This window comes from Paenibacillus sp. PK3_47, from assembly GCF_023520895.1.
GTDB lineage: Bacteria > Bacillota > Bacilli > Paenibacillales > Paenibacillaceae > Paenibacillus_AQ.
This window is the reverse complement of sequence record NZ_CP026029.1, coordinates 1,281,077-1,300,042: the sequence shown is the minus strand read 5'-3', so window position 1 is coordinate 1,300,042 and position 18,966 is coordinate 1,281,077. Positions and strand designations below refer to the sequence as shown.

The following is an 18,966-nucleotide window of genomic DNA, read 5'->3' as shown; positions in this document are numbered from 1 at the left end:
CAAAACCAAACCAGGCAAACGCAAAAAGAGACTCCTCTTTCTATGTTTGCCTCTTCTTTTAATCTTGTTCCTCCTCCTATTCGCTGGCCGCTTCCTGGCACTCTCGCAAACGCCGCAGAATGCGGATGTCATCATGATCTTAAGCGGAGGCTGGGGACGCATCGAAAAAGGAGCAGAATTGTATTCACAAAAGTATGCTCCCCAATTGCTGCTGTCTAACGCAAGTGAGAGCGGCAGCTATCGCAAAGACATGCAGGATACGGCTATGTCCCTGGGCGTCCCTCAAGAGGCCCTGCTTACCGAGAACGAAGCGCTCAGCACGTACCAGAACGCAGAGTTCACGCTCCCGATTATGAAACAGCAGGGTTTCACTTCAGCCATTGTAGTGTCTTCTGACTTTCATATGCGCAGGGTAAAGTTCATCTTCGATCATGTGTATAAGGATTCGGGGATCAGGCTGACGTATGTGGGGGCGGATTCGAGTTATGATGCGAAGTGGTGGTGGAGTGACCCGAGGAGCCGGGAGACTACGTTTAATGAATATGTGAAAATGATCGGCAACGCTATTGGTTATAACGGACCGGAAGCGAAGGGTGTATTGAGAGAGATTAAGCAGTGGTTCCGGTAGTTCTGGCTTAAATAGCTGGGAATTTCCTTGTTAGCGGAGACATGTTCCGACAAACAAATGAGTTGTCCCGGTCTATAATTAGAGTTAAATCTAGTTACATAGCCGGGAGCGAAGTTCTATGCCTAACTACTATTTCAAAGAAATATGGACACCCTTGAAATGGGTGCAGATCCGGTTTTTCCGGGATGATGATGACCGGGTGTGGATCAAGTTGGGGTCACGGCGGCGGCAGCTGCTGAGCCGGCAGGAGAATAAGACGGAGACGGAGGCTTGAGGGCCTCCGTTTTCCTTTATGCATAAGCAAACGGAAAAGTTCAAGGCGCAGACAGAGAGAGTGTAGATATGCACCATTGTTCCTTCGGTGAGCAGCAGTACGATTGTTCCTTCGGTGAGCAGCAGTATGTATGTACTGAAGACCCATCAAACCACGCCTTTACCAGCTGTACTACATTGTCACCCTTTCGTCTCACCCTCCAGCCTTATTCCTGCTTTATAATAATAGGTAAAAGATAGGAGGCTGCTCATTCTATGAACAATAAAATCCTGGTTGTGGCCGGATTAATAGTCGTCATTATAGCAGGGACATATCTGTTTACAGCAAGCCAAGGTGAAGACAATTCTGCCAGAGTAGGGGATACCGTCGCAGTAGGAGATTCTAGCGGGAGTGAAGCAGATGCGCACAATACCGGAGACTCCCACAGCCCCAAAGCAGGCGCAGCCACTGAAGAACTGGATCTGCAGGGGATCAAGCAGCTGGTGCATGGGTTCAGTATGCGGAGCATGAAGGCGGAGTCGGCTTCGATTTCGTCTACAGAGCTCATAGTGACCGAAGACAGTTCCAGCTCAACCGCTTACGAGCTGCCTGGAAATGAGTTTTTTGTATCGATTGCGCCTTATGTGAATCAGACCCATCCCTGTGCGATCCATAGCTTGACCGGCTGCCAGGGCGAGATGGTGGAGGAAGAGTTCTATGTAACGGTTGAAGATGACAAGGGTAATCCGGTCGTGGAGAGGCAGGCGATGAAATCACAGCCTAACGGATTTATTGATCTGTGGCTGCCGCGCGACGAGGCGTATCAGGTAACGGTGGAGCATGAAGGAAAGCGGGCGGAGACTGAGATTTCGACATTCCAGGAGGATAATACCTGTATTACTACGATGCAGTTGAGTTAAGCAAGAACATCAGGCTGATTTTGGACTTGTCCAAAGTTAGCCTGTTTGTTATTTTAGAGGCTGAATGGTGTATTAATATGGTAAAACTGCTTACATTGGTAATGTGTAAAATTTTGGACGATAGAGAGAAGGTGTGCGGTGTAAGCCGGTAGCTTGATTCCAGCCCGTAAGGAGGACCGATGGGGATTGAGAAGATCATATCAATTTGTACTGAAGGCTGTGGCTGCACTTCTTCCGAGTGTGGTTATGATGCTGCTGCTGGTCAGAGGATTTCCGCATATGGGAGCAGGAAGAATGATTGCCCTGCCGATTATTGTGTTCATGAATTTGCTGCTCATTGGTCTGGCCTTGTTCGTCTGCAGCCGGTTGTCCGTCCGTTATTCGATTCTGATCTGGCCGTTTATCATCGGGATTACGTTATGTGTTACGGTACTCATGTACCCGCAGGAGAATAATCCAAGCGTAGCTGGGGAGCTGTGGGATAAGCTGAAAGGCGGCGGAATGCACTTGTGTTCCCGTTCAGGCAGTGTATATGAGGTTTATGATTAAAAAGTCCCCTCTTTCCGGCATCCAAAAGGTGAATGCCGGAAAAGAGGGGATTTATTTTGCGTTGAGACAAACGGTTTATTCCCCGGTCTTTACCACCCATACTTCCGGCAGATTCCGGAACTGCTCCGCATAATCGAGACCATAGCCGACGACAAATTCATCGGGGATTTCGATTCCGCAGTAGTCGATCGGGACATCCACGAGCCTGCGGGAAGGTTTGCTTAGAATCGTACAGATGCGGACGCTGGCAGCTTCGCGCATAAGGAACAGCTGCTGCAGATGCTGCAGGGTCAGGCCGGTATCAATCAGGTCCTCAACAAGCAGGACATGCTTGCCGCGGATATCCGTGTCGATGTCATGTTTGATCGTGACGACACCGGAGGAAGTGGAGCTGTTGCCGTAGCTCGATACGGACATATAATCAATGCCGACAGGGAAGGTGATCTCCCGCATCAGGTCGGACATGAACACGGCTGCGCCTTTGAGAATCCCGACAAGCACCAGCTCTTTGCCCTCATAATCGCGGGAGATTTCGGCTCCCAGTTCCCTTACTCTTTGTTCCAGATCTGCTTTGCTTACCAATACATGTTGAATCTGAGTCATTACGTGCAATCTCCTTATGAATCAGGATGAGCCTCAGGAGGATCTATCCTTTTCTTTCAATATTACATCATGTGCACCGCCTTCGTATATTGTTGTGGAGGAAACGAGGGTGATTTTGGCGTTCTGCTGCAGCTGGGGGATGCTCAGCGCGCCGCAGTTGCACATGGTTGATTTGATTTTGCTGATGCTGAGATCCAGATTGTCTTTGAGCCGGCCGGCATAAGGGATGAACGAATCGACGCCTTCCTCGAATTCCAGCTTGCTCTCCTTGCCTGGATTGCCGAAGTCGTACCGCTGCCAGTTGCGGGCCCGGCTGGAGCCTTCGCCCCAATATTCTTTGACGAAGTTCCCGTTCACCAGCAGCTTGCGGCCGGGACTCTCATCGAATCGGGCAAAATAACGGCCCAGCATCACAAAGTCAGCACCCATGGCCAGAGCCAGTACGATATGGTAGTCATGAACAATGCCGCCGTCAGAGCAGAGAGGCACATATATACCGGTCTTCTCAAAATACTCCTGGCGGGCGGCAGCCACTTCGATCACAGCGGAGGCCTGGCCGCGGCCAATGCCTTTTTGTTCCCGGGTAATGCAGATGGAGCCGCCGCCGATCCCGACTTTGATGAAATCCGCTCCGGCTTCCACCAGATAGAGAAAACCTTCCTTGTCCACGACGTTTCCCGCGCCGACCTTAACGGCGTCTCCGAAAGTTTCCTTTATATAATGGATCGTCTCCGCCTGCCATTCGGAGTAGCCGTCTGATGAGTCAATGCAGAGGACATCGGCACCCGCTTCTACCAGCGCCGGCACCCGCTCTTTATAATCCCTGGAGTTGATGCCTGCACCGACAATGAGCTGTTTGTTGTTGTCATGCAGCTCCAGCGGATACTCCTGATGGCTGTCATAATCCTTGCGGAAGACGAGATAGAGCAGGTGTCCGGTGCTGCTGACAACCGGAAGGCAGTTCAGCTTGTGGTCCCAGATCATATCATTGGCTTCCGTTAAAGTAATTCCTTCTTCGGCGTAGATCAGGGAAGACAGGGGAGTCATGAATTCGGTGATCGGGCATTCCGGCGGCAGGCGGTTCTCGCGGTAATCCCGGCTGGTGACAATGCCCATCAGCTTGCCGGTCGCTTCCCCGTCGTCGGTAATCGCGATGGTGGAGTGCCCACGGCGGGCTTTTAGCTCAAGCACATCCTTCAGGGTATCCTCCGGACAGAGATTGGAGTCACTGACCACGAACCCGGCTTTGAATTTTTTGACCCTGCGGACCATCTCCACCTGCTGTTCTACAGACTGGGAGCCGTAGATGAAAGAGATCCCGCCGCTTTTGGCCAGCGCTATGGCCATGTTGTGGTCGGATACGGCCTGCATGACCGCAGAGGTCACGGGCAGATTCATGGTAAGGGCCGGCGTCTCGCCCCGGCGGAATTTGGTTACAGGTGTTCTGAGATCCACGTTTGCCGGAATGCATGCTTTGGTCGTCAGATTCGGAACCAGCAGGTATTCGCTGAAGGTTCTGGACGGCTGCTCATAATAAAAAGCCATATGTTTTCACTCCCTCAAGGTTATATGCTTACACGCCCGACAGTACCCGTACCGGGATTCCATAGTCCGCTTCAAGTGCCTTATAATGCTCTCCTTTTGCCAAAATGCCCTGGACACCGATGAGCCTGATCCCCATCTTCGCGAACTGGTCAGCAATACAGCGGATGGTGGCGCCGGAGCTGATGACATCATCAAGAAGAAGGACACGGTCTCCGGGAGTGAATCCGTCAAAATAAATATAATTCTCGTTATACGCCGTCTCCCGCCGGATACAGATCTCATAATTCTCATACAGCTCCGTGCTGAGACGCAGAATATTGATGGGCTTCATTAGCTTATAGGCCGCAAGCATCCCCCACGTATGACCGCCCGGCTCTGGAGAGACAATATAGTCAAAGTCAGGGAATTCCGCAGTAATGCTGCTGGCAAGACTATCCGTAATTTCAGTGATCAGCTCAGGGTCGATATATGTGCCCCGTTCCCCGAAAGGATACAGCTTGAAATCATAAGCGGTCTCTTTGCTTTTATAAATCCTCACATTCCTGGCGCTGCTGATCGACTCCGTTAACCGGGCATAATTTGCGCTCATACGGTCACTCTCCCTCATTAAACTGCTTTATTCCAGCGGAAAATAGCAAAAACCCAGGTCACAAGAGGCACAGGCATCACTTCGTCGCCCTGGAGAATGTGCTGCAGCGCATAACTGCAGGTTCCCGGCCGGGACATAAGTCTGCCGTACCTCTTGTAGCCTGGGGCAATTTACGGTTGCCTGTAGAGACGCCCATTCCAATCAACAGGCTTATACAAGGAGATTAGATCATTATTTTGTTATAAAATATGACGTGATTGTGATGGTTGTTCATTTGTTATTTCTACAATGGGACTTTTGATGTTAATAAATGTGACTTCATTTGATTTTCATCATGCTATCATCGCTGTTGGCTTCTGTCAATATGCGTTTTTGGTGTGAGGTTTTGGGGGATTGCAACAAATTTATTTATACTAACCTTCCTTATTATAGGGCACGTTAAAAATAATTAAGGAAAGGGAGAACGAAATCCGCTCCGGGCGAATGTGGAGATTACGTTACGGGTGATTAAAAATCCGGAAAACATCACATTTTAACAAGATAACTGCAAGTGAATATGCTGTAATATCCTGTTTTCAGGATAGATATTTTATTTTTTCTTGTTTATAATAATTATTATCTGGATGTCATAAATAGTTCAAAGGTTTTGTAAAAAGCTCTATTTTGATGTGATATACTTAACACAGCGAATTCGGATGTTATGGATGAGGTACCAGTGCCTACACCAATGAATAGAGACTAGGATGGTGACAAGCGATGCATATCGTCGTCGTTGGCCTGAATTACCGTACGGCTCCCGTAGAGGTGAGAGAACAGTTTGCTTTTGCGGAGAAGGACCTGCCGGCAGCGCTCCATCAGCTGATGGAAACAAAAAGCGTTCTGGAAGGGGTCGTTGTTGCCACCTGTAACCGGACGGAAATTTATGTGGTCGTGGACCGCCTCCAGATGTGCGGATATTTTATCCGCAGCTTTATGGAGCAGTGGTTCGGCGTGAAGAGTGAACAATTTACCCAGCATATGTATATATATGAAGACGAGCAGGCGATTGCCCACCTGTTCCGTGTGACCTGCGGCCTGGATTCCATGGTGATCGGCGAGACGCAGATCCTGGGACAAGTGCGCAATTCTTTTTTGACTGCCCAGACGGAAGGTGCAACCGGAACATGGTTCAACCAGCTGTTCAAGCAGGCTGTAACGCTCGGCAAACGTGCGCACAGCGAGACATCGATCGGCGAAAGCGCAGTGTCCGTCAGTTATGCGGCTGTGGAGCTGGGCAAGCGGATCTTCGGCATGTTCACCGGCAAAAGAGTGCTGATTCTCGGCGCCGGCAAAATGAGCGAGCTGACCGTGAAGCATCTCTACAGCAGCGGGGCAGCCGAGGTGATTGTCGCCAATCGTACGCTGTCGCGGGCCAGAGAGCTGGCTGAGAAGTTCTCGGGCAGACCGAGTACGATTGATGAAGCCCTGAAGCATCTGGATGAAGTGGATATCGTGATCAGTTCCACCGGAGCAGACGGATATGTACTCACGGCAAGCCAGGTCGCGGAAGGGATGAGACGCCGTCCTTCGCGTCCGCTGTTCATGATTGATATCGCCGTTCCGCGTGATATTGAGCCCGCAGCGGCCAGCGTTCCGGATGTATTCCTCTATGATATTGACGATCTGGAGGGCATTGTGGAGAGCAATCTCGAAATGCGCCGCAGTGAAGCCGTCAAGATTGAACGCATGATTGCCGAAGAGATGGAGGAGTTCCAGGTCTGGCTGAAGACACTTGGTGTCCGGCCGGTAATCCGTGCGCTCCAGGAGAAATCTAACGGAATTTATGAAGACACTATGGACAGTCTGTTCAACAAGCTGCCCGAGCTGGACGAGCACCAGCGCAAGGTGATCCGCCGCCTTACCAAGAGTATTGTGAATCAGATGATGCATGATCCGATCAATGTCATCAAGGAGCTCTCCGGCGGCAAACAGGCTAATGAGGCGCTTGATTATTTTACTCAGATCTTTGCCCTGCAGGAGCAGCTCGGAAATGGCCCGGACGGCGGCAGCCCTGCACCCGTTAACCGTAAGGACACTGAACGTGCTTCCGGCAGCGACTTTGCAGTGCCCGCACCAGTCTTTGCTCCGGCAGGCCTGCTGGGCGGGTGAGCCTGATGCTGCTGGACGGAATATATGATGCCGCTCTGCTGCTATATGCCCTGAGCCTGCTGTTTGTTTTCTCGGATTGCCTTCGGCGCAATCCGGGCGGGAAGCGGCTAGGCACGGGGCTTCTTGCTGTTGTCGGCCTTTTGCAGGCTACCGGGCTGTTCATCCGGTTCACGCAGGAGGGCGGACTGCCTATTTTTACCCCGTATGACTTTCTCTTCTGGTTCTCCTTCAGCATTGTGGTGATTTCGCTGGCCATAGCCTATACCCGCGGCGGTGAATTTACGATTCTGCTGCTGAGTATGGCAGGCTTCAGCGCGTTCCTGCTGAACCGGGTCTGGCTGACCGCCGAAGATCATACGCTGCAGAGCTGGAGTGCGGTGCACGGCTGGCTGGCGATGCATGTGATTTTGGCTAATCTGAGCTTTGCCGCACTGACACTGGGGACAGTTTTTGCGATAATGTATCTGTTCCTGCATACCCGGCTGAAGAGCAAAAAGTGGGATGACCGGATCCGCCGTCTGCCCAGCCTGGAAACGATGGATAAATATTCGTACACCTCGATCCTTGCCGGAGCGCCGCTGCTCACCGCTTCAATGGTGCTTGCCGGGATATCGATTATTGCGGAAGGGCAAATTCCTTTATTTCAGGATTTGAAGGTGCTCAGCACGCTTACCGGGCTGGGAATCTACATCATCTATATCGTGCTGAAGCTGTCGGGGCGCAGAAGCGGCACGGTCATGGCCCGCTGGGCGATTGCAGGTTATGTGTTCATAATTCTGAATTTCCTGCTGAACTCCTGGTCTGAATTCCACGGCTGGGGCTGAGGAGAGGCCGCAGATGGAGGAGTAGGCTTATAGAATGAAGACTTTATTTAGCAGCAGCGGGAGAGGGTTCGCATGAAAAAGTATTTGCCTGTTATGCTGGATCTTGGCGGCCGGCGGGTGGTTGTGGTCGGCGGCGGTGCTGTTGCCGAGCGTAAGACCGGCCCGCTGCTGGAAGCGGAGGCTGAAGTGGTAATTATCAGCCCCTCGCTGACGGATATGCTTGCTGCACATGCAGCGGCCGGCAGGCTGACCTGGATGAATGCAGAGTATGCCGGAGGTGAATTAGCCGGGGCTTTTCTTGTCTATGCAGCAAGCAATCAGCCGGAGGTCAATGAAGCAGTAGCCGGAGAGGCGCGGAAGCTGGGGATTCCGGTCAATGTGGCCAGCCATGCAGAAGCGGGAAATTTCATCACGCCGGGTGTACTGCGCCGGGGCCGGCTGACGGTAGCCGTATCGACCTCCGGGGCAGGCCCCGGCATTGCTGCGAAGATCACGGATCAGCTTGCCGGAGTGCTGGGCGCTGAATATGAGCCTTATCTGGACTTCCTGCACAGAATGAGGAGCGAGATCAAGCGGCGGGAGCCGTCAGCGGAAGTGAGAAGCCGTCTTTTGCGCAGGCTGGGCAGTCTCGATGTGTTGAATGAGATGAGACAGGGTACCTTTATAGAGTGGACCCCTGGGGTCATTGAGGCATGGATCGCCGCAGAACGTGAGCGTTAGAGCAGGAAAGTTAATGCAGTAAAAATGCGGTTCCGGCGCAGCAGGTGCCCGGGAAGTGCTTGTGGAACATAAAAGGAATAACGCAGAGCAAGTGACCAGGGGGAGTGTATATATGCGTAAAATTATCGTAGGCAGCAGACAAAGCGCGCTGGCGCTTACACAGACAGGGCATGTTATAGCAGATCTGGAACGGCTGTGTGAGGAACACGGCTTCGATTTTACTTTTGAGGTGCACAAAATCGTCACTAAAGGCGACCGCATTCTCGATGTCACCCTGTCCAAGGTGGGCGGCAAGGGACTGTTCGTAAAAGAAATCGAGCAGGCGATGCTGGATCATGTCATTGATATGGCGGTACATAGCATGAAGGATATGCCATCCGAACTGCCGGAGGGGCTGATCAACGGAGCTGTTCCGAGGCGCGTTGATCCGCGCGACTGTCTGATCGCTACCGGAGCAGCAAGCCTTGCGGAGCTGCCGCAGGGCGCACGTGTGGGCACAAGCAGCCTGCGCCGTTCCAGCCAGCTTGCTGCGCTGCGGCCGGACCTTACGATTGAGCCGGTGCGCGGCAATATCGACTCCCGCCTCAAAAAGCTGGAAAGCGGTGAATACGACGCGATCCTGCTGGCTGCGGCCGGCTTGTTCCGGATGGGCTGGCAGGACCGGGTAACGGCTTACCTGCCGCCGGAGCAATGCCTGCCTGCCGTAGGCCAGGGGGCGCTCGGCATCGAATGCCGTGAGGATGATGCCGAGCTGCGGAAGCTGCTGGCGCTGTATAATGATGAGCAGACGGCGCTTACCGTAGCGGCGGAGCGGACATTCCTGGGCGCGTTGAACGGCGGGTGCCAGGTTCCGATTGGAGCCTATGCGGTGCTGGAAGGCGGAGGCAGCGGGGAAGCTGCGGAACAGGGCGGTACTGCTGCAGGAAAGTCCATTACTTTGACCGGCATGGTGGGAACGCCTGACGGTTCGGTGATCCTGAAGGAGACCTGCACCGGAGAAGATCCGGTCAAGCTCGGCCAGGAGGTTGCGGGCAAGCTGATTGCACGGGGAGCGGAGAAGATTCTGGCGGACGTTAGGGGATGATGGAGATGAAGGGGAAGGTATATCTTGTAGGTGCAGGTCCCGGAGATGCGAAGCTGATTACGGTCAAAGGGCTTGAATGCGTTCAAAAGGCGGATGTGCTGGTCTACGACCGGCTGGCGAGTCCCAGGCTGCTCAAATGGATGAAGCCCGGCGGAAAGAAAATATATGTCGGCAAGCTGCCGGACCGCCATACGATGAAGCAGGAGGAAATCAATCAGCTGCTTGTCGATCTGGCCCTTACGGGCAAGACGGTGGTGCGGCTGAAGGGCGGGGACCCGACGATTTTTGGGCGTGTGGGTGAAGAAGCGGAGCTGCTGCGCAGGCACGGCATTTATTATGAGATCGTGCCCGGCATTACTTCGGCGATCAGTGTACCGGCCTATGCCGGTATTCCGGTAACCCACCGGGATATGGCTTCCTCGCTGTCGATCATTACCGGCCACGAAAGCCCGGATAAGCTGGACCATTCCATTCATTGGGATAAGGTGACGAATGCTACCGGAACACTGGTGTTCCTGATGGGCGTGGCCAAAATCGGCTATATCAGCTCGCAGCTGATCAAGCACGGACGGCCGCCGGAAACACCGGTGGCGCTGGTGCGCTGGGGCACGCGTGCGGACCAGGAGACGCTGACCGGCACCCTCGCCGATATTGAGGCGAAGGTGAAGGCGGCGGATTTCCAGCCGCCGGCGGTCATTGTCGTCGGCGATGTGGTCCTGCAGCGCGAGCAGCTGAAGTGGGCGGAAGCTCTGCCGCTGTTCGGCAAGCGGATCGTGGTTACGCGTGCGCGCAGCCAGGCCAGCGAGCTGGTGGAGCGGATTGAGGAGCTCGGCGGGGAACCGTACGAGTTCCCGGTCATTGAGACGGTCATGCCGGAGGGCGAAGAGAAGAAAGCCGCCATTGCTTCCGCGCTGGGGGCGCTGGAAGCTTATGACTGGGTGTTCTTCACGAGCGCCAACGGCGTGGAGTTCTTCTGGCGCCATCTGGCGGAGCTGAAGATGGATGTCCGCGGGCTGTACCGCGCCCGGATCGGCGCGGTGGGGCCGGCCACAGCCGCGGCGCTGGCGGAGCGCGGGGTGTTGGCCGAGGAGCTGCCTGGCGTGTTCCAGGCAGAGGGCTTGATCGAAGCCTTCGGCCCGCGGCTGCAGCCGGGGCAGAAGGTGCTGCTCCCGCGCGGCGACCTGGCGCGCGGGTGGCTTCCGGACAAGCTCAGGGAGCTTGGACTGGAAGTGACAGAGGTGGACACCTACGAGACGGTGGTCACCGGCGAAGACGATATCGAGCTGCTGAAGCTGCTGGAAGAGAGACGCATTCATGCGGTGACCTTCACCAGCTCTTCGACAGTGCGCAACTTCATGAGCATCCTGAAGCGGATGGGAATTGAAGATCCGCTTGCACTGCTGGAAGGCGTCAAGATCGCCTGCATCGGTCCCGTGACCGAACAGACCGCCGTAGAGGCCGGGCTGACACCGGGGCTGCTGCCTGACGAAGCGACGATTGAAGGGCTCATCCAGGAGCTGTGCCGCTGGAACGAATCCACCAGAGCCTGATAGGCTCGCGGCGCTGATCGCTTATAGCCGGGAGAATGGGTATAGAAGCGGCGGGTGCGAAGAATAGGGTACTCACGTTTGGCGGTTCCGTCTTAGTATAATGGCTTGATATAACGGTTAAAGTTGAGGCTGCGGCAGGTGACTAGATTGTATATAAGCGGTAAAGTTGAGACTGCGGCAGGTAACTAGATTGTATATAAGCGGTAAAGTGATGCTACGGCAGGTAACAAGATTGTATATAAGCGGTAAAGTTGAGGCTGCGGCAAGGTAGCTAGTTTGTATATAAGCGGTAAAGTTGAGGCTGCGGCAGGTGACTAGATTGTATATAAGCGGTAAAGTTGAGGCTGCGGCAGGTAACTAGATTGTATATCGGTAAAGTTAGGCTGCGGCAGGTAACTAGATTGTATATAAGCGGTAAAGTTGAGGCTGCGGCAAGGTAGCTAGTTTGTATATGAGCGTTAAAGTTGAGGCTGCGGCAGGTAACTAGATTGTATATATCGGTAAAGTTGAGGCTGCGGCAAGGTAGCTAGTTTGTATATAAGCGTTAAAGTTGAGGCTGTGGCAAGGTAGCTAGTTTGTATATAAGCGTTAAAGTTGAGGCTGCGGCAGGTAACAAATGGTTGTGGCGGTTCGGCTAATATCGAGTAATTGTACTTTGTACAGTTAAAACCAGCCTTTTCTGGCGCTTGCTTCGTATAATTGCAGTCTGTACAACTAAATTTGCCCAAAACCGCTAAAACTATCAATATCCGCTAAAATAACTGTACAGAATACAGCTATGCCAGTTACTCCGAGGAAAATTGGCGATTTAGATGTATAAAGTGCAACTACGGCGGAGTTGGGCGGTTCAAATCTGTCTGGGAAGCATAGGGCTAATGGGATAACTGCAGGCAGCGTCAGACTGTCAGTGCACCGTACGAATTAGTGATAACTGCGGGCAGGATTTGCCTGTCCGACAGCGTACGAATTTATGATAACTGCAGGCAGCATTAGACTGTCAGTGCAGCGTACGAATTTGTAATAACTGCGGTCAGGTGAGGCTGTCGGTGCGGCCCATGAACTTTACGATAGCGCTGTGTTTAGGCGCTCCCTATCAAGACCTGAGCACATGGAATGCTGCAGCTTCCTTGCCGTGAACAAATATCAGCAACAAGGAAGCGCCGATGCCGGTTTTTTACATATTAAATTAACAGGAGGATGTAATCATGAGCTTTCCAATTACACGGCACCGCCGTCTGCGCGGTTCAGCGGGAATCCGCGGGATGGTGCGGGAGACGGTGCTTAACACGCTGGATTTTATCCAGCCTATATTTGTCACTTACGGAACAGGCGTCAAGAATGAAATCGGCTCGATGCCTGGCGTGTATCATTTTTCGCTGGATATGCTGAAGGCTGAAGTCGACGAAATCGTTTTGCTCGGCATTCCGGCGGTTCTGCTGTTCGGTATTCCCGAGACGAAGGATGCTATCGGTACGTCGGGCTTTGCGGATGACGGGATTGTGCAGGAAGCGACACGGCTGATCAAAAAGTGGTATCCGGACCTGCTGGTCGTAGCTGATACCTGCCTGTGTGAGTTTACGGACCACGGCCACTGCGGTATGGTTCATACGCATACCGTTGACGGCGTTGTACACGGTGATGTCATCAACGATGCGTCGCTTGAGCTGCTGACCCGTACTGCGGTATCCCAGGCCAAGGCTGGAGCGGATATTATTGCACCTTCGAACATGATGGACGGATTCGTGCAGGCGATTCGCGCCGGATTGGATGATAACGGGTTCGAGCATGTGCCGATTATGTCTTATTCGGTAAAATACGCCTCCGCGTTCTACGGGCCGTTCCGTGAAGCAGCGGATTCAGCGCCGCAGTTCGGCAACCGCAAAACCTACCAGATGGATCCCGCCAACCTCCGTGAAGCGATCCGCGAGGCGGATTCTGACGTGCTGGAAGGTGCAGATATGCTGATGGTCAAGCCGGCTTTGGCCTACCTTGATGTCATCCGGACGATCCGCGACCAGTTCGATTTGCCGCTTGTTGCGTATAACGTGAGCGGAGAATACTCCATGGTTAAGGCGGCGGCGCAGCAGGGCTGGATCGATGAACAGGCTGTCGTGATGGAAATGCTGACCGGGATGAAGCGGGCCGGTGCCGATGTGATCATTACTTATTTTGCCAAGGATGCAGCACGCTGGCTGCGCGGGTAACCAACAACAGGACAGGAGTGGGTAAAGAATGGGCAATGTGCCATTATCGCGCCGGGAAGACGCTTCCCGGAAGGCTTTTGAAGAAGCGAAGCAGTATATTCCCGGCGGGGTGAACAGCCCGGTGCGGGCGTTCAAATCCGTAGGCTTAACACCGGTGTATGTGGATCACGGCGCGGGTTCGCGCATTTATGATATTGACGGCAACAGCTTTATTGACTACGTCTGCTCATGGGGACCGCTCATTATGGGTCATGCCCACCCTGAGGTGGTGAAGGCGCTGCAGGAGACCGCGGTAAAAGGGACAAGCTTCGGCGCACCTACCCTGCTGGAGACGGAAATGGCCAAACTGGTTGTAGAACGTGTTCCTTCCGTAGACATCGTCCGGATGGTTAACTCCGGCACTGAAGCTACAATGAGTGCGATCCGGCTGGCCCGGGGATACACAGGACGCAGCAAAATTGTAAAATTCGAAGGCTCTTACCATGGCCATGCGGACAGTCTGCTGATCAAAGCCGGCTCCGGCGTAGCTACTCTGGGATTGCCTGACAGCCCCGGTGTGCCGGAAGGCGTGGCAGTAAATACGATTACGGTACCGTACAATGACCTGGAAGGTGTCAAAATCGCCTTCGAACGTTACGGCAACGAGATTGCCGCAGTGATTGTGGAGCCGATCGCCGGAAATATGGGCGTTGTACCGCCACTTCCGGGATTCCTTGATGGACTGCGCAAGGTGACTACGGGGTATGGGGCCTTGCTGATTTTTGACGAGGTCATGACAGGCTTCCGGGTGAACCAGGGCTGTGCGCAGGGATTGTTCGGCATTGAGCCGGATCTGACCTGCTTCGGCAAAGTCATCGGCGGCGGGCTTCCGGTGGGCGCTTATGGCGGACGCAAGGAGATTATGGAGCAGATCGCTCCGGCCGGTCCGATCTATCAGGCGGGTACACTGAGCGGAAATCCGCTGGCGATGGCAGCAGGCTACAGCACGCTGAAGCTCCTGACTCCGGAGGTTTATGACCGTCTGGAAACACTGGGCGCACGTCTGGAAGCAGGCCTTAGACGCAACAGTGAAGAAATCGGCATACCGCTGACGATTAACCGTGTAGGTTCCATGGTCTGCCCGTTCTTTACCGAAGGGCCGGTCATTAACTTCGAAACGGCAAAGACCAGTAATCTGGACATGTTCCGCAGCTATTTCGGCAAAATGCTCGATCAGGGCATCAGCGTTCCGCCATCGCAGTTCGAGGGCATGTTCGTCTCTGCGGTGCACAGCGAGCAGGATATCGATGATACGATTGAGGCCCATTACAAGGCCTTGAAATCCCTGTGACGTCTGGCGGAGAAGGAAGCTCCGTAAAGGGCGGGGGGTCCTGGACCCGGCGCGGGGAGTGGCTGGAGGTCATGCCCGGACGGGTAGTAACCGGGGCTGCCGAGCGGGAGGTGGCCATCGACCGCTGGCTGCTGGAGACGGCAGGCATGCCGGCGAAGCTGCACGCGCGGCTGCGCCGCGAGGGCGGCATCCAGTGGAAGGGCGACCGGCTGCGGCTGGCGCTGTTCCCGTTCCGGGAAGCCGGCATTGAGCCGGTATGGCAGGAGGCGGAAGTCCTTTTTGAGGATGACTTCTGCCTTGTTGTCCATAAGCCTGCCGGGATGGCCGTTCACCCGGACGGCAGCGGCAGGGAGGTTACGCTGGACCATATTGTTGCCGGGCATTATGCCGCTTCCGGCGGAGGGATTGCTGTCCGGCATATTCACCGTCTGGACAAGGACACCACGGGTCCTGTCCTTTACGCGAAGAATGAATACGCGCAGCTGGTGCTGGATGAAGATATGCGCGCCAAGGCAGTATCGCGGCTGTACGCCGCGATTGTGGAGGGAGCGGTGCCGCCGGGGCTGAAGGTGATCGATGCCCCGATTGGCCGGGACCGCCATCATGCGGCGCGCAGAAGAGTCTCGCCCGGCGGCCAGGCTGCGGTGACGCGGATTGTCGGGCGCGAAGCGCTGAACGGCGGAACTTCGCTTCAGGTAGAGCTGGAGACCGGGCGCACGCACCAGATCCGCGTCCATCTCAGCCATATGGGCCATCCGCTGATTGGCGATGAGCTGTATAGCGGCCGGAGCTGGAGCTATGGCGCGGATGTGCAGAATGGATCCAGCGTGTGGCTGGATACCGGAAAGCCGGGTGGTCCCGGGTTTGGTAAGGCTGCCGGGGGACAAGGCGGCCCGGTAACCGGCCCGGCCGGACAGGATCGCTCCGGTTCCGGCAGGAGCACAGCTGCCGCACATTCTGCCGGCACCGGGCGCCGCGGGACCGCAGAGACTCCCGCGAATTCCGGTGTGTTTGCCCGCCAGGCCCTGCATGGCGAAGCACTGGTGTTCCGCCATCCCTGGAGCAAGGAGCGGATCGAGGTCGCCGATCCTTGGCCGGAGGATATGCTGCGCCTGCGGAAGCAGCTTGGCGGGCAGTAGAACGGGCAGCGGGCACGCTGCACTGTCGCTTTTATGATTATTAGGTACACAGTAATGTACATGCAGGCGTTGTGGTTGACACGCTATGCTGCAGGCGATACAAAAGGCACATTAATTTCACTGCGTGGTTTAAGCTCTATGGTATACGCAGCTTTTGACAGAAGCGCTGCAATTGGAGTTCCCGCCACCCAAGTAACTTGAATAACGCGCCGGAAGCGGGTCATCCCCTGCTTCCGGCGCGTTTTATTTGTGTTGCTGCGGGTATTGAAGAAGGCATTCTATCCGGCTTCTCAGTGAGATGGCTGCCGGGCCGTAGTTGGATTTTCTCCACCTAATTTTAGCCTTTTTCCTCATTTGTGAGCTTTAGCTGGAAAATCTCCAGCTATTTGGGCGGATACATCGTTTTGGAGACGCATTGCGTCCATTTAAGTGGAGTTTTTCCATCTAGTGTTGTAATACTCGTATTTACTGGAGAATTAGCTGGAGAAATTCCACTTAGGTTCATCATTGGTAGACGCATCCCCATTACTCGTGCTGCTCGTCCCCGTACACCCGGATTTCAACCAGCTCAGCATGCCGGCTGCCGTTGGTTTCCTCCACGACGAGCCGCAGCGAGGAGGTACGGACAGGCTGCGCCAGCACATGGACGGCTTTACGGCGGCGGTTGTCCAGGCCTTCGGCCACGGAGATCCAGCCTTCATCCGCCAGCGCTTCGAGCCGGTAGGACTTTACCAGCTCAGGCATCACCCGGAACGGGGTCCGGTGATGGTGCAGATTGACAAGATCTTCATTGACGTCGTCATTGAATATAAGATGCACCTGTGCCACTGTCTGCACCTTATCCCAGTTGAGGCGCAGCCACTCCGCACGGCCGGGAAGCATCGGTGCAGACAGCCACATGTTAGGACCGCCGTACGGCCGGCGGTAGCCGTTAACCGCCTGACGGGGCAGAAAGGCTTCGCTCGGATTCCCCAGCCGGAAGCAGAAAGGCCGCCGGCTTTCGCCCCGCATCTGCCATTCCATCACCTTCTGATCCGGTTGAAGATCGCCGAAGTCCCGCGTCTGCCCGCTGCCGTCATTACGGAAGAAGACCAGCACACCGCCCGCTGCCTCTTCCGACTGGTGCAGCGATATGGCAGGATTCGCCTTCACGATGATGAAGGCATTCTGCGGATGTTCCGGCTTCCAGTGCAAGCCGAAGTTCACCCACTGGCGCTCGCCTGGCGTCACGATGACCTCCGCCTCCGCCTGCAGGCAATGCGGCACGTAGTTCTCCGCTCTCCCTGTATCCCAGAGCTCAAGCCGGACGGCGGCGGTGTCTGCGGCATCAAGCAGCAGCTTGATCCCGTCCAGCGCCGGGTCCACCGGCAGCAGCAGAGCGGCGTCTGCCACCAGGCGGTGCGTCCCGGCAGAGACCTCGCGCGCAGGCTCCGTCCAGGCGCTGGAAGCGCTGATATCCGCCCGCGGTGCAAGATCGCGCTCATCCCTGCTGCGCAGTCCGATGATAGAGGCGTCCGCACGCAGCAGCGTCTGCTTCAGCAGTCCTAGCTGCCCGCCGTGCAGCTGGCGCGGTGTCAGGCCGAGTGCTGCGCACAGCGCCGCGCCCGTGCCTGCCGCTTCGCCGAGGCATGCGCAGGTAGCCATGACGCGCGTCGTGCCGAAGGCGACGTGGGACGCGCTGATATTCCGGCCTGCCATGAGCATGTTGCGCACATTGGCGGAATAGAGCGAACGAAAAGGGACATGGTATACGCCATCGGAATGCCAATGCTTAGAGCCGCTTTCTTCGGCGTACATGCCCTGCGGCGGATGCAGGTCGATCGACCAGCCGCCGAAAGCAACGGCGTCGGAGAAATCCCGCTGTCCGATAATATCGTTCTGGTTCAGCACGTAATCGCCGGTGAAACGGCGGTATTCGCGCTTGCCGGGCAACGAGCCTACCCATTCCAGCGTCATATTGGCGGCTTCGAAATTGCCGGAGTTTTTGATATAATCCCAAATGCCATAAATCACTGACCACAGCTCGTCGCGGATCATTTCGTTGTCATGCAAAGTGTCGTGTTCGCCGCCCCATTCGATCCACCAGTAATAACAGCCGGAGTCTCCGCTGCGGATAACGCGCCGGAGGGGAATCGGCGTGTGTGTAATATCCTTGGCGAAGGAGGGCGGGACAAAATCTACCGGCTCCCCGGCGTCCTTCGTATAGAACAGCAGCGTGCTGCCGAGCGTAATGGAATCGGCAACCTCCGGTGCCCATTCCTCGCCGAAACGGGACCGGGCTTCCCTGCCCAGCATGAACTCGGCTCCGGCCAGGAATCCGACAAGCCCGTCGCCCGTGCAGTCGATATACAAACTGCTCTCCAGCGTGATGCGCCTTTCCGAACCCATCATCCAGCCGGTAACAGAACGAATAACCCGGTCTTCTGCCGGTCCATCTGCCTGAACTTCATGCACGTCGGTGTTTAAATACAGCGTGATATTGGATTCCGCTTTTACTGCTTCAAGCAAAATCAGGTCCCACATATACGGATTGCCTTCCGGATTGCGGTACTGGTTCTCCACGAACAGCTCGCCCATGATACCCGTTTCCCGGGCGTAACGGTTGGTTCCATGCGCTGTTGCCCCGCATACCCACACCCGTACCTCACTGCTGGAATTGCCTCCAAGCACCGGCCTGTTCTGCACCAGTGCAACCTTACTTCCCTGTCTGGCCGCAGCGACCGCCGCACACACGCCCGCCAGTCCTCCTCCGATGACCGTCACGTCGTAAACCGCTTGCTCGTGTTTCATGTATATAGACACTCCCCGAATGGTTTTATAAGCAGCTGAGCGTAAGGTGCGCTGCTTGAAGTATTGTCCTCTATTTCATCATAACGGCTG

16 protein-coding genes and 1 riboswitch are annotated in these 18,966 nt (G+C 55.0%); of the genes, 12 read left to right on the top strand and 4 right to left on the bottom strand.

Features of this window, described 5'->3' with window-relative positions; translation table 11 throughout:
- Positions 1 to 64 precede the first annotated feature (64 nt).
- From C2I18_RS05910 to C2I18_RS05895, 4 genes are all read left to right on the top strand, one after another.
- On the top strand, positions 65 to 628 hold the full coding sequence (locus C2I18_RS05910) for a YdcF family protein (RefSeq protein WP_249900340.1): 564 nt from the start codon (positions 65 to 67) through the stop codon (positions 626 to 628).
- 118 nt (positions 629 to 746) lie between these two features.
- The gene (locus C2I18_RS05905; protein ID WP_249900339.1) at positions 747 to 902 is read left to right on the top strand and encodes a hypothetical protein; all 156 of its coding nucleotides are present in this window, start codon (positions 747 to 749) and stop codon (positions 900 to 902) included.
- A gap of 254 nt (positions 903 to 1,156) precedes the next feature.
- Positions 1,157 to 1,801 carry a CueP family metal-binding protein gene (locus tag C2I18_RS05900; protein WP_249900338.1) on the top strand — a complete coding sequence of 215 codons (645 nt, stop codon included), beginning with the start codon at positions 1,157 to 1,159 and terminating at the stop codon, positions 1,799 to 1,801.
- Between the two features lie 186 nt (positions 1,802 to 1,987).
- The gene (locus C2I18_RS05895; protein WP_249900337.1) at positions 1,988 to 2,350 is read left to right on the top strand and encodes a hypothetical protein; all 363 of its coding nucleotides are present in this window, start codon (positions 1,988 to 1,990) and stop codon (positions 2,348 to 2,350) included.
- 75 nt (positions 2,351 to 2,425) lie between these two features.
- On the opposite strand, the gene hpt is transcribed toward C2I18_RS05895, so the two are convergent.
- From hpt to C2I18_RS05880, 3 genes are read right to left on the bottom strand one after another with little or no spacing between them, the layout of a single operon-like run.
- On the bottom strand, positions 2,426 to 2,953 hold the full coding sequence (gene hpt / locus C2I18_RS05890; RefSeq protein ID WP_249900336.1) for a hypoxanthine phosphoribosyltransferase: 528 nt from the start codon (positions 2,951 to 2,953) through the stop codon (positions 2,426 to 2,428).
- A 33-nt stretch (positions 2,954 to 2,986) separates the two neighbouring features.
- Positions 2,987 to 4,498 (bottom strand): IMP dehydrogenase, encoded by a 1,512-nt coding sequence (locus C2I18_RS05885; RefSeq protein WP_249900335.1) that lies wholly within the window; start codon positions 4,496 to 4,498, stop codon positions 2,987 to 2,989.
- Positions 4,499 to 4,526: 28 nt separating this feature from the next.
- Complete coding sequence (locus tag C2I18_RS05880; RefSeq protein ID WP_249900334.1) at positions 4,527 to 5,087, bottom strand: phosphoribosyltransferase; 561 nt, start codon at positions 5,085 to 5,087, stop codon at positions 4,527 to 4,529.
- A 136-nt stretch (positions 5,088 to 5,223) separates the two neighbouring features.
- A riboswitch (purine riboswitch) is annotated at positions 5,224 to 5,325 on the bottom strand.
- A 518-nt stretch (positions 5,326 to 5,843) separates the two neighbouring features.
- On the opposite strand from C2I18_RS05880, the gene hemA reads away from it, so the two are divergent.
- The 8 genes from hemA (at position 5,844) to C2I18_RS05840 (ending at position 16,086) form a co-directional block, all read left to right on the top strand.
- Positions 5,844 to 7,235, top strand: a complete 1,392-nt coding sequence (hemA, locus tag C2I18_RS05875) for a glutamyl-tRNA reductase (protein ID WP_249900333.1) — start codon at positions 5,844 to 5,846, stop codon at positions 7,233 to 7,235.
- Positions 7,236 to 7,240: 5 nt separating this feature from the next.
- The gene (gene ccsA / locus C2I18_RS05870; RefSeq protein WP_249902018.1) at positions 7,241 to 8,059 is read left to right on the top strand and encodes a cytochrome c biogenesis protein CcsA; all 819 of its coding nucleotides are present in this window, start codon (positions 7,241 to 7,243) and stop codon (positions 8,057 to 8,059) included.
- A gap of 72 nt (positions 8,060 to 8,131) precedes the next feature.
- Positions 8,132 to 8,779, top strand: coding sequence for a precorrin-2 dehydrogenase/sirohydrochlorin ferrochelatase family protein (locus tag C2I18_RS05865; protein ID WP_249900332.1), 648 nt, complete (start codon positions 8,132 to 8,134; stop codon positions 8,777 to 8,779).
- A gap of 112 nt (positions 8,780 to 8,891) precedes the next feature.
- Positions 8,892 to 9,863 (top strand): hydroxymethylbilane synthase, encoded by a 972-nt coding sequence (gene hemC / locus C2I18_RS05860; protein WP_249900331.1) that lies wholly within the window; start codon positions 8,892 to 8,894, stop codon positions 9,861 to 9,863.
- A 5-nt stretch (positions 9,864 to 9,868) separates the two neighbouring features.
- A complete protein-coding gene (gene cobA / locus C2I18_RS05855; protein ID WP_249900330.1) occupies positions 9,869 to 11,413 on the top strand; it encodes a uroporphyrinogen-III C-methyltransferase in 1,545 nt (514 codons plus the stop codon).
- A 1,205-nt stretch (positions 11,414 to 12,618) separates the two neighbouring features.
- Entirely contained in the window at positions 12,619 to 13,617 is a 999-nt protein-coding gene (hemB, locus tag C2I18_RS05850; RefSeq protein ID WP_249900329.1) for a porphobilinogen synthase, read from the top strand.
- A 28-nt stretch (positions 13,618 to 13,645) separates the two neighbouring features.
- On the top strand, positions 13,646 to 14,947 hold the full coding sequence (hemL, locus tag C2I18_RS05845) for a glutamate-1-semialdehyde 2,1-aminomutase (RefSeq protein WP_249900328.1): 1,302 nt from the start codon (positions 13,646 to 13,648) through the stop codon (positions 14,945 to 14,947).
- Positions 14,944 to 16,086 (top strand): RluA family pseudouridine synthase, encoded by a 1,143-nt coding sequence (locus C2I18_RS05840; RefSeq protein WP_249900327.1) that lies wholly within the window; start codon positions 14,944 to 14,946, stop codon positions 16,084 to 16,086. The genes hemL and C2I18_RS05840 overlap by 4 nt, the downstream gene beginning before the upstream one ends.
- 525 nt (positions 16,087 to 16,611) lie before the next feature.
- Here C2I18_RS05840 and C2I18_RS05835 read toward each other — a convergent pair.
- Positions 16,612 to 18,876, bottom strand: coding sequence for an FAD-dependent oxidoreductase (locus C2I18_RS05835; RefSeq protein ID WP_249900326.1), 2,265 nt, complete (start codon positions 18,874 to 18,876; stop codon positions 16,612 to 16,614).
- Positions 18,877 to 18,966 lie beyond the last annotated feature (90 nt).